This is a genomic window from Pseudomonas kitaguniensis, from assembly GCF_049199985.1.
GTDB lineage: Bacteria > Pseudomonadota > Gammaproteobacteria > Pseudomonadales > Pseudomonadaceae > Aquipseudomonas > Aquipseudomonas kitaguniensis.
In genome coordinates, this window is the sequence record NZ_JBLZPT010000016.1 from 116499 (window position 1) to 127290 (window position 10792).

General features: G+C 58.9%; 10 protein-coding genes. 7 read left to right on the top strand and 3 right to left on the bottom strand.

Annotated features, from left to right (window positions below; all coding sequences use genetic code 11):
* Window positions 1-118: 118 nt before the first annotated feature.
* The 3 genes from ACOZK9_RS19375 to ACOZK9_RS19385 are packed head-to-tail and all read left to right on the top strand — an operon-like array spanning window position 119 to window position 1974.
* Complete coding sequence (locus ACOZK9_RS19375; RefSeq protein ID WP_058411349.1) at window positions 119-526, top strand: TIR domain-containing protein; 408 nt, start codon at window positions 119-121, stop codon at window positions 524-526.
* 3 nt (window positions 527-529) lie between these two features.
* Entirely contained in the window at window positions 530-1489 is a 960-nt protein-coding gene (locus ACOZK9_RS19380; RefSeq protein WP_122250454.1) for a caspase family protein, read from the top strand.
* Window positions 1489-1974: a toll/interleukin-1 receptor domain-containing protein gene (locus tag ACOZK9_RS19385; RefSeq protein ID WP_421556361.1), complete on the top strand. Its 486-nt coding sequence runs from the start codon at window positions 1489-1491 to the stop codon at window positions 1972-1974. The genes ACOZK9_RS19380 and ACOZK9_RS19385 overlap by 1 nt, the downstream gene beginning before the upstream one ends.
* Window positions 1975-2026: 52 nt before the next feature.
* Here ACOZK9_RS19385 and motB read toward each other — a convergent pair whose 3' ends face one another.
* Together motB and motA are read right to left on the bottom strand one after the other, a co-directional pair.
* Window positions 2027-3046: a flagellar motor protein MotB gene (gene motB / locus ACOZK9_RS19390; RefSeq protein WP_058411352.1), complete on the bottom strand. Its 1020-nt coding sequence runs from the start codon at window positions 3044-3046 to the stop codon at window positions 2027-2029.
* Window positions 3047-3049: 3 nt separating this feature from the next.
* Window positions 3050-3901 (bottom strand): flagellar motor stator protein MotA, encoded by an 852-nt coding sequence (gene motA / locus ACOZK9_RS19395; RefSeq protein WP_058411353.1) that lies wholly within the window; start codon window positions 3899-3901, stop codon window positions 3050-3052.
* 166 nt (window positions 3902-4067) lie between these two features.
* Between motA and ACOZK9_RS19400 the strand changes: the two genes are divergently transcribed.
* The 3 genes from ACOZK9_RS19400 to asd are packed head-to-tail and all read left to right on the top strand — an operon-like array spanning window position 4068 to window position 7346.
* Window positions 4068-5603, top strand: coding sequence for an HDOD domain-containing protein (locus ACOZK9_RS19400; protein ID WP_421556362.1), 1536 nt, complete (start codon window positions 4068-4070; stop codon window positions 5601-5603).
* A gap of 57 nt (window positions 5604-5660) precedes the next feature.
* The gene (locus tag ACOZK9_RS19405) at window positions 5661-6476 is read left to right on the top strand and encodes a rhodanese-like domain-containing protein (RefSeq protein WP_421556363.1); all 816 of its coding nucleotides are present in this window, start codon (window positions 5661-5663) and stop codon (window positions 6474-6476) included.
* 9 nt (window positions 6477-6485) lie between these two features.
* Window positions 6486-7346, top strand: coding sequence for an archaetidylserine decarboxylase (asd, locus tag ACOZK9_RS19410; RefSeq protein ID WP_058411355.1), 861 nt, complete (start codon window positions 6486-6488; stop codon window positions 7344-7346).
* A gap of 409 nt (window positions 7347-7755) precedes the next feature.
* Here asd and serB read toward each other — a convergent pair whose 3' ends face one another.
* The gene (serB, locus tag ACOZK9_RS19415) at window positions 7756-8970 is read right to left on the bottom strand and encodes a phosphoserine phosphatase SerB (RefSeq protein ID WP_421556364.1); all 1215 of its coding nucleotides are present in this window, start codon (window positions 8968-8970) and stop codon (window positions 7756-7758) included.
* Between the two features lie 133 nt (window positions 8971-9103).
* Here serB and ACOZK9_RS19420 point away from each other — a divergent pair, with 133 nt between their 5' ends.
* Entirely contained in the window at window positions 9104-10636 is a 1533-nt protein-coding gene (locus ACOZK9_RS19420) for an AhpA/YtjB family protein (protein WP_058411357.1), read from the top strand.
* The last annotated feature ends 156 nt before the right edge of the window (window positions 10637-10792 follow it).

Sequence of the window (10792 nt, forward strand, 5' to 3'; positions counted from 1 at the left end):
TTCTCTTTATTTTAGTCACGGTTTTATTAGGCGTTTCTTCCCTTACATTTCGCACTCTTGGTGCCATCAAACGATGCCGCACACGTTCTGCGCGAAATGACTTAGCAAAGGGAACGCCATGCAAACTTATCATCTATTTATCAGCCACTCTTGGAACTACTCAGACGCCCACGACAAACTGATAACCTTGCTGACCGCTCACCCGACATTCAATTTTAAAAATTTTTCTGTGCCCCCGCACAACCCTATCATCGGCGCACGCACGGACAAGGAGCTTGAAGCCGCTATCGAAAACAAGATTCGACCCTGTTCAGCAGTGTTGATTATGGCGGGGATGTATTCCGCTTACAGCAAGTGGATCAACAAGGAAATCGCAATAGCCCAGCGCATGGGCAAGATCATTATCGCAATCAAACCGTTTGGCGCTGAGCGTATTTCTACCGTCGTTCGTGAAGCAGCCACCGCGGAGTGTGCATGGAACACTACTAGTATTGTCAGCGCCATTCGCCTGCACACGGACGCCTAAACCATGCGTAAAGGACTGTTTATAGGCATCAACAACTACCACCATGTCTCAGCCCTCTCAGGCTGCAATAATGACGCGATCGCGATGGCCTCTCTATTGGAGCGCCACGCGAGCGGCAGGCCGAACTTCAGCAACAAAGTTCTGACTTCTGCGGAAAGCAATCTCACCCTTGCGACAATGAAACAGCAGATCAAAAGTTTGTTTTCAGACGACTGCGAGATTGCACTTCTTTATTTTGCCGGGCATGGTCAGTTCGATACAAGTATCGATGAAGGTCTATTAATCCCTCAAGATTTCGAACCGGGTGGCGAAGGCATTCGTATCAGCGATATTTTGAACTGGGCATCTGAAGCCTCACGGATAAAAAACAAAATTATCATTCTCGACTGCTGCCAGGCAGGTGCAGCCGGTGCCATGCGAGGCCTGCGCGCCGGCACTAGCGTACTCGGTGAGGGCGTTACCATTCTCACTGCTTGCAAGCAACAGCAGTCGGCGCTGGAAACTGGCGACCATGGCGTCTTTACCGGCCTGTTACTTCAGGCACTGCACGGCGGAGCAGCAAACGTTCTAGGCAAGGTCACGCCGGGCAGCGTTTATTCGTTCGTCGATAACGCACTTGGAGCCTGGGAACAGCGGCCCGTTTTCAAGACCAATGTCTCGCAGTTTGTTCCATTACGTGAAGTCGCCCCGCTGATAGCGGAAGAGACGCTCCGCAAACTCAAGGATTGGTTCTCAGACGCCAGTCACGTATTCCCCCTTGATCCCAGCTACGAACCCACCAGCGATGAGTTTGACCCTGACAATGGAGAAATTTTCTCGCAACTGCAAAAGTGCAATCGCCACAGCCTGATCGAGCCTGTCGACGCCGAGCATATGTATTACGCAGCTATCAATTCAACCGGCTGCCGCCTCACAGCCCTGGGCGCCTACTACCGCGAACTCGCCATCAAAGGACATTTCTGATGCCAGTATTCATCAGCTACCGTCACACCGACCGTGCGCAAGCAATGGCCATTAATGCACAGTTAACACGGGCCAATATCAAGACTTATCTTGATGTACTGGATGCTGAATCACATACCACCGACGATATTACCAGCGTCATCACTCGACGCATTACCGAGTGCACTCATCTTCTGGCGGTAGTGTCCGAACACACCGCGCGATCCTGGTGGGTGCCGTTTGAAATTGGTGAGGCTACGATCAGTAATCGACGAATTTGCTCTTTCAAGACGGGCGCCAGTGAACTGCCTCTGTACTTGGATAAATGGCCTAAGCTAACCAGTGAGAACGACGTTAATTTTTTTATCGAGGCCTACCGCGAAGAGGCAACGACCAAGCGCTCAGTGATGTTGGACTCGGTCAACGAATCCACGCGCAGCGTCTATAAGCAGAACGCCGATCTTTTTCACAGCCAGCTCAAAAATCGAGTTCGTCGCGGATACTAATAACAACCACCCATAAAAAGGCCGCGATGATCGCGGCCTTTTTATGGGTGGCTTACGGTTTCGGCGCGGGCGCCGTGGGGTCTTTCACGCCGCCATCATCAAACAGGTTCAGCTTCTGCCGCAGCTCGTGGGCTGGCAGCGGCTCTTGGCCAGGCGGGATGGCGTTCGGGTCGACTGGCACTTCGCCTGGCGCACCACTGCCCTGGGGCGCAGGCGGGGCCGAGCTTTGATCGCCTTCGATCGCACGTTGGGCCTTTTTGGTCAGCACCACAATATCGATGCGACGGTTGATCGGGTTGAACGGCTCTTTGGGATCAAACAGCTGCGAAGAAGCAAAACCGACCACGCGCGCTACTTGCGGGTCCGGATAGCTACCCGCTACCAGCGCACGCCGGGCGGCGTTGGCGCGGTTGGCCGAGAGCTCCCAGTTACCGAAGTCGCCCTGGCCGGCATACGGCTTGGCGTCGGTGTGGCCGCTGATGCTGATTTTGTTGGGCACCGCTTTGATGGTGTCGGCCATGGCCAGCAGGATGTCTTCAAAGTACGGCTTCAGGCGCGCGCTGCCGGAGTCGAACATCGGCCGGTTAGCGGCGTCGGTGATCTGAATGCGCAAGCCTTCCGGGGTGATTTCGAAGGAAATCTGGTCCTTGAACTTCAGCAACTGCGGATTTTCTTCAACCTTGGTCTGCAATTCCTTCAGCAGCAACTCCAGGCGTTCCTGCTCGACTTGCTCGGCCATCGCCTCGACGGTGTCGCGCTCGACCGGGATTTTCTCCTGCGGTGAGTCGGTCTTGACCTCCGGGTTGATGGTGCGCTCAGGCGCCAACTGCGGCGAGCCGCCCAAGTCGATCACAAAGGGCGTGCCGCTTTCCGAGAAGCCAATCGGGTCTTTGAAGTAACCGGCGATGGCGATCTTTTGTTCAGGCGTGGCGGTAGACATCAGCCACAGCACCAGGAAGAACGCCATCATTGCCGTGGCAAAGTCGGCGAAGGCGATTTTCCAGGCACCGCCATGGTGCCCCGCAGCGAAGCGCTTGACGCGCTTGATGATTATCGGCTGGTTGTTTTCCATGGTTTAGCGACCGCGAACCGCTTGTTCCAGTTCGGCAAAGCTTGGGCGATGCTTGGGGTACAAAACCTTGCGACCAAATTCTACCGCCAGCGACGGCGGCACGCCGGACGCAGAGGCGACCAGGCTGGCTTTGATCGACTCATACAGGTTGATTTCTTCCTTGGCGTCGTGCGCCAGGGACGTGGCCAATGGGCCGAAGAAGCCATAGGCCGCGAGAATACCGAAGAACGTACCCACCAGGGCCGCGCCCACGTGCATACCGATTGCGGCCTGATCGCCCTCCCCCAAAGAGGCCATGGTGACCACGATACCGAGTACCGCCGCAACAATACCGAAACCCGGCATGCCGTCGGCAACACCGGTCACCGCATGCGAGGGATGCTCCAACTCTTCCTTCAAGCTGAACAACTCCATGTCGAACAGGCCTTCCAGCTCGTGCGGGGCCATGTTGCCGGACGACATGATGCGCAGGTAGTCACAGATGTAGGCGGTCATGCGCTCATCTTTGAGCACTGCCGGGTACTTGGTGAAAATCGGGCTGGCAGCGGCGTCTTCGATGTCGCCTTCAATGGCCATCATGCCTTCGCGGCGGCTTTTGTTGAGGATCTCGTAGACCAGGCTCAACACCTCCAGATAGAAGGTGTGGGAGAAGCGCGAGCCGAACATGCTCAGCGACTTCTTGATCACGTGCATGGTCATGTAGCCGGGGTTGGCCTGCAAGAATGCGCCAAACGCGGCACCGCCGATAATCAGCACCTCGAAAGGCTGGATCAGCGCTGCAATTTTACCGTGGGACAGAACATAGCCACCAAGCACACTTGCGATGACGACGATGATGCCGATAATTTTAGCCATAGGGGATGAGTACTTGCGCCGTCGGGTTCATGGACATATTTGGAAGAACTGAAAACTCTTGTTCTACTTATCGGCAAAACTGCGCCAGACTATAGCCCGTTAAGGCGAAAAGCCAGTTCGGCCCATAACGGGCGTGTTGACCGCAAGTGATGATCGCGCCCCAATCATGGCTATTGAAACGACAGTCCCAACTGCAAAACCCACCACACTCGCCGCTTGGATCAAGCGCCTGGACGACGTGCTGTTGCCCGTTCCCCAAGCCAGCCACGAGCGCGTGTGCAAAGCCATTCGCGACAGCCGCAGCTCGTTACGCGACATCGCCGAGCTGATGCAGAACAGCCCGGCGCTGGTGCTCAGCGTGATGCGCGAGGCCAACAGCCACACCCACGGCAGCTTGGCAGACCCTGCGGAAAACCTCGAAGTGGCGCTTAACCGGCTTGGCCTCAAACGCGCCGAGGAATTATTGGCGCGCCTGCCGTCGGTGCCGGAAAAAGACATCCCCGTGGCCTTGCGCCAGCTGCTGCTAATAAGCCAGCACGCCTCCCAGCAAGCCAGCGGTTTGTTCGCCAGCCGCCTGGCGCGTTTGTGGCAAGACATTCATTGGGGCAGCCTGCTGTTTTTGTCACCGCTGTGGCCGATGGCTGTCGCCTACCCCAAGCTCCTGGAAGAATGGGAACTGCGGGTCATCCATAAAAGCGAGTCAGCGCGCAAGGTCGAGCTGGAGTTGTTCGGCGTGCGCCTGCTGGACCTGTGCATCGGCCTGACCGAAAGCTGGCACCTGCCAATTTGGGTCTCCCAAGGCTACAACCTGCTGCTGAGCGAGCAGCGCTTGCTGGTCAAGGCGCTGCACATTGCCCGTGAAGATGACGCGCTACGCCACCAACAGTTGCTCGACGCCGAACCCAACCTGCGCCGCTGGCTGAACCAGCCGGCGAATACCGTGCTGCTGGCCAACGGCCTGGCGATGTCGGCGCAAGAATCCTGGACCTGCCCGCACACCGAGCGCTGGCAATACCTCACCGCGCTGTACCTGCAACAGCCGTTGAGTGAAGTGCAGCAACAGGTTCACCAGCAAGCGGTGACCAGCGCGCGCACCACGCTGATGCCTGACCTTTGGCACCCGGCGTTGTCGCTGATCTGGCCGTGGCATGTGCAGAAGGTGCATCGCGGCCTGTTGCCGGCAGCCCCGCCGACTGCCGAAGCTCTCGCCGTGTGGCGCAAACGCTGCACCGAGTTGCTGGTGGAGCCGAGCCGCTTTGCCAACGCGATGCACCTGACGACGTGCGCCAAAGAAGCCTTGGTCGCCAGTGGCATGCAGCGGGTGTTGCTGTTCATGGCGGACCGCGCCTTGAGCACCTTGCGTGTGCATCAAGCGGATGGCTTGCCCAAGGCTGCCGCCAACTTGAGCCTGGACGTGGTCAACAGCACGCTGTTGCAGCGTTTACTCGAAAAGCCCGCGCAAGTGCGCTTGAACCCCGACAACCACGCACAGTTCGCGGCACTGTTGCCGCCAACCCTGCGCCGCCTGTTTACCGGCGAACACCTGCTGCTGCGCTCGTTGAGCTGTAACGGCCGCGTGGTGATGCTGATGGTGGCCGACCAGGGCGGTGGGCCGTTCTCGGAAACCACTGTGCAAGCCTTCGGCAAAACCGCCCAATGCATCGAAAAAGCCCTGCACTGCTTTACCAACCGCAGCGCCTGATGCTTGCGTTACAATCGCCGCTTTTAATCGCCAACCTTTGTGCCCAGGAGACCTCACATGCCTGACTTCTCTGGCTTGCCGCTGGTGATCGAACCCAGCGACCTGCTCGGCCGCCTTGATGCCGAACACCTGATTCTGGTGGACCTCACGAGTACTGCCCGCTACGCCGAAGGGCACATCCCCGGCGCGCATTTCGTTGACCCCAAGCGCACCCAATTGGGCCAGCCGCCAGCACCCGGCCTGCTGCCCAACAAGGCTGATCTTGAAAAACTCTTCGGCGAGCTGGGCCACACGCCCGACGCCACCTACGTGGTGTACGACGACGAGGGCGGCGGCTGGGCCGGGCGTTTTATCTGGTTGCTCGACGTGATCGGCCACCAGAAATACCACTACCTCGACGGCGGCCTGCTGGCGTGGATCGACGAAAAACACCCGCTGTCCAGCGAAGTACCGGCTGGCGCCTCTGGCCCGGTCAGCCTCACGCTGCACGACGGCCCCACAGCCACCCGCGAATACCTGCAAAGCCGACTGGGCGCTGCCGACCTGGGCATTTGGGACGCACGCGGCCCGCTGGAATATTCCGGTGAAAAGGTGCTCGCGGCCAAGGGCGGCCACATCCCCGGTGCGGTCAACCTTGAATGGACCGCCGGCATGGACAAGGCGCGCAGCCTGCGCATCCGCCGCGACATGCCGCAGATCCTCGAAGGCCTCGGGCTGACCAAAGACAAAGAAATCATCACTCACTGCCAGACTCACCACCGCTCTGGCTTCACCTACCTGGTGGCCAAGGCGCTCGGTTATCCGCGAGTCAAAGGTTATGCCGGTTCCTGGGGCGAATGGGGCAACCACCCCGACACCCCCGTTGAGATTTAAGGACACTTAATGAAAAAGCAGTTGTTTATCCTCAGCCAATACTTGCTGCCGCACCACTTGCTGTCGCGCCTGGCAGGCTGCATTGCCGAGTGCCGCGTAGGCTGGTTCAAAAACGCCTTCACCCAGTGGTTCGCCAAGCGCTACCAAGTGGACATGTCCCAGGCCCTGGTGGAAGACGTGACCGCTTACGAGCACTTCAACGCCTTCTTCACCCGCGCCTTGAAAGACGGCGCGCGCCCCCTGGACCAAACCCCGGGCGCGGTACTTAGCCCAGCCGATGGCGCGGTCAGCCAGCTTGGCCCGATCGAGCATGGCCGTGTGTTCCAGGCCAAAGGCCACAGCTTCAGCGTGCTGGAACTGCTGGGCGGCGATGCTGCGGTGGCTGCGCCGTTCATGGGCGGCGATTTCGCCACCATCTACTTGTCGCCCAAAGACTATCACCGTGTGCACATGCCACTGGCCGGAACCCTGCGTGAGATGGTTTACGTACCGGGCCGAATTTTTTCGGTGAACCAGACCACCGCCGAAAACGTGCCTGAGCTGTTTGCACGTAACGAGCGCGTTGTCTGCCTGTTCGACACCGAACGCGGCCCGATGGCGGTGGTGTTGGTGGGTGCGATGATCGTCGCGTCGATTGAAACCGTATGGGCTGGTTTGGTGACGCCGCCGAAGCGCGAGCTGAAAACCTTCCGCTATGACGAAGCTGCACGTGCGCCGATTCACCTGGAAAAAGGCGCGGAATTGGGCCGCTTCAAGCTGGGTTCGACCGCGATTGTGCTGTTCGGGCCAGGTCAGGTTACGTGGTCGCAAGCGCTGGTGGCAGGTACGCCGGTGCAGATGGGCCAGGGTATCGCTGCACCTAAAGCCTGACGCAATTCAACTGCGGGAGTGGGCTGGGGGTTTTTGAGTGTCTATCCGGTATTTGGTTTGTGGCTTATATCGGTTTCGCGCTTACAGCGAGTCACTTTTGAAAGGCCCGGAAGCCGGCCCAATCCCCCAAGCAGAATGCATTCAAACTGTGGGAGGGGGCTTGCTCCCGATGACGGTGGGTCAGTCAATTCATGTATCAACTGTAAAACTGCTATCGGGAGCAAGCCCCCTCCCACAGAAAGCAAAAAAAGCAGATCTGCTGTGTATGCAAAACCGGCCCTTGATCTGCTTCAACCACTCAGGCCGGCTTTCAGGCCGCCGTGCTTTTGCTTTTGATCTGAGAAGCGCCCCGTTAAACCACGATGGCCGCCCCCCACATTGTTTATTGCATTTCTTAAGTTAGAACGGGTTACGACTGACCCTCGCGGTCACGCAAGCCCAGCAGATACAACACCCCATCCAGCCCCAGCGTCGAAATCGCCTGTTTGGCCGACTGCCGCACCAGCGGCTTGGCGCGGAACGCCACACCCAACCCGGCAATCGCCAGCATCGGCAAATCATTCGCGCCGTCGCCGACCGCAATGGTCTGCTCCAACTGCAAACCTTCCTTGTGGGCCAACTCTCTCAGCAGATCAGCCTTGCGCTGCGCGTCGACAATCGGCTCGACCGCCACGCCGGTCACCTTGCCATCCACCACTTCCAGCTCGTTGGCGAACACATAGTCGATACCCAACTTCACCTGTAATTGCTTGGCAAAATAGGTGAAACCACCCGACAGAATCGCGGTTTTGTAACCGAGGCGCTTGAGTTCGGCAAACAGCGTTTCAGCGCCCTCGGTCAGGCGCAGCGACGCGCCAATCGAGTCCAGCACACTTACATCCAGGCCCTTGAGCAGCGCCAGGCGCTCCTTGAAGCTCGCACGAAAATCCAGCTCACCCGCCATGGCGCGCTCGGTAATCGCGGAGACCTGCTCACCCACACCGGCGGCTTTGGCCAGTTCGTCGATGACTTCAGCCTCGATCAGCGTGGAGTCCATGTCGAACACGGCCAGGCGACGATTGCGCCGGAACAGCGAGTCTTCCTGGAAGGCAATGTCCACATTCAGCGCTTGCGCCACGCTGAGGAACTCGGCGCGCAGGGCCTGCGGATCAGCCGGTTCGCCGCGCACCGAGAACTCGATGCAGCCCTTGCCCTTGTCGGACGGCGCACCCAATGGCATGCGACCCGACAGACGGTCGATATGCTCGATACTCAAACCGTACTGCGCGGTGATCGAGCTGACGCGCTGCAATTGTTCGGCGGTAACCTTGCGCGTCAGCAGCGTGACGATGTGGCGTTTTTCGCCCTCACTGGCCACCCAGTGTTGGTAGTCCTCTTCAGACACTTGGGTAAAACGAACGTGCTGATCGAGCTTATGCGCCGTAAACAGGATGCCCTCGCGCACCGACGACGCCTGCTCGCTGCTCGGTATTTCAACCAACAGTGCGAATGACAGGGTGTCGTGGATCACCGCCTGGCCGATGTCGAGAATGTTCACACCACCCTGGGCCAGAACACCGGTAATGGCTGCGGTGAGACCCGGGCGGTCTTCACCGGTGATGTTTATCAGGACAATTTCGCGCAAGACGCACCCCCAGGCTGGAAAAAAACCGCATTCTACCCACTTTCAGTGACCATCGGGCACAGCCAGCGCTTTGCCGGTTCTAGGCCTGTCGCTATACTGCGCGTCAACTTCACGGACCAAGAGCCGAGCGCAAGTGAACCGGCCCACGCCAGTAAAAACCGATAACTTCTTCCTGCTGATCTTCCGGGCACTGCGCCACCGCCGTGTACCGATCGCATTACGCATCGCCAGCCATAACGTGATCCTGGTCGCCCTGGCCCTGGTGATCTACGCCTGCGTGATGGGTTTGCAGTTCAAACAGGCCATGCACGAGCAAGCCGACGCCTTGGGCGAAAGCTTGACGACTCAAACCGCCACGTCGGCGACCGAGTTGCTGGTGTCCAACGACATCCTCAGCCTCAACGTGTTGCTCAACAACCTGACCAAGAACCCGCTGGTGGCCCATGCCGCTATCTACAGCGTGGACAACCGGATCATGGCCGAAGCCGGGCAACGCCCGAAAAACGGCCTGTTGGGTGAAGCCGAAGGCCTGTATCAGAGCAACATTACCTTTCAGGATGTGAAGGCCGGGCAACTGCGCATCAGCCTCGACATGCAGCAATTCCAGCAGCCGATGACCATCAGCCTGCAAAGCATGGGTATTCTGAGCGCGATCCTGTTGGCATTGGCCTTGGCGCTGAGCTTGCGCCTGGGCCGGCATATTTCGACGCCGCTGATGCAACTGCGCATCTGGCTGCGCGACATAGACGAACACACGCCAGCCACTGACCGTCAGGATGAAATCGGCGATCTCGCCCGCCAGCTGCACGCAAGCTTCGCCCCGGAACCGGTGGTGCCCGAGGTTGAACCTGAGCCTGAGTACGACGACACCGATTACGACGACGAACCTGAGTTTGAAGTGCGCGACCTGCGTGACCCGGGCTTTGACGAAAGCACACCGGTAGCGGGCCTCAAGCCTGCGACACGCCAGGCGATCAAGGCCGAAGAAGACGAAGTGGACGACGAAGACCCGTTCTCCGACTTGCGCGACACCTCGACCGCCACCCCTGCCGTCACGCCCAAGCCTGCGCCGGTAAAAAACACCGAGCCTCAGCACAGCGCCGTATTGGCGGTGCAACTGGGCGCTCAGGACCAACTGCGCCGCCTGCCCCGCGCGCGCCTGACGGAGTTGCTGGAACGCTATCGCGACTGCCTCGACCAGGCCGCTTCGCTGTACCAGAGCGAACTGCACACCCTGAACGATGGCAGCACGCTGATGCTGTTCCACAGCGAAGACAGCGGCGAAGATTACCTGACCAACGCCATTTGCTGCGGCGAACTGCTGCGCGCGTTGGGCCACGCGCTGCAAATAGAAGTGGCTGACAGCGGTATCACGCTGCAACTGCAGCTGGGTTTAACCGTGGGTGATGATCTGTTTGGCATGAGCCAAATTGATCTGCTGCTGACCGAGATCGCACAGGATGCACTGGCGCTTTCCCAGCACAGCCGCAACCTGTTGCTGGTGGAGCGCAAGATCAGTGAAGACACGCTGATCCGCCAACGCGCGCGCATCCGCCCGATAGCCAGCCCTGAAGGCGCAAGCTGTGTGGAACGGCTGATGGAACCTTACCCATCGATGCTGGAGCGGCAGTTGGCGCGGATGCACGAAACCCGCACCAAGCCCTGAGGAACACCGCCAAGCCCACTGCGCAGTGAGCTTGTGTGTGGGAGTTAGCCTGTGTGGGAGCGAGCTTTTGTGGGAGTGGGCTTGTGTGGGAGCGGGCTTGCTCGCGAAGGCATTGTGTCAGTCGCCAAATGTATCGACTGACACAATGCCTTCGCG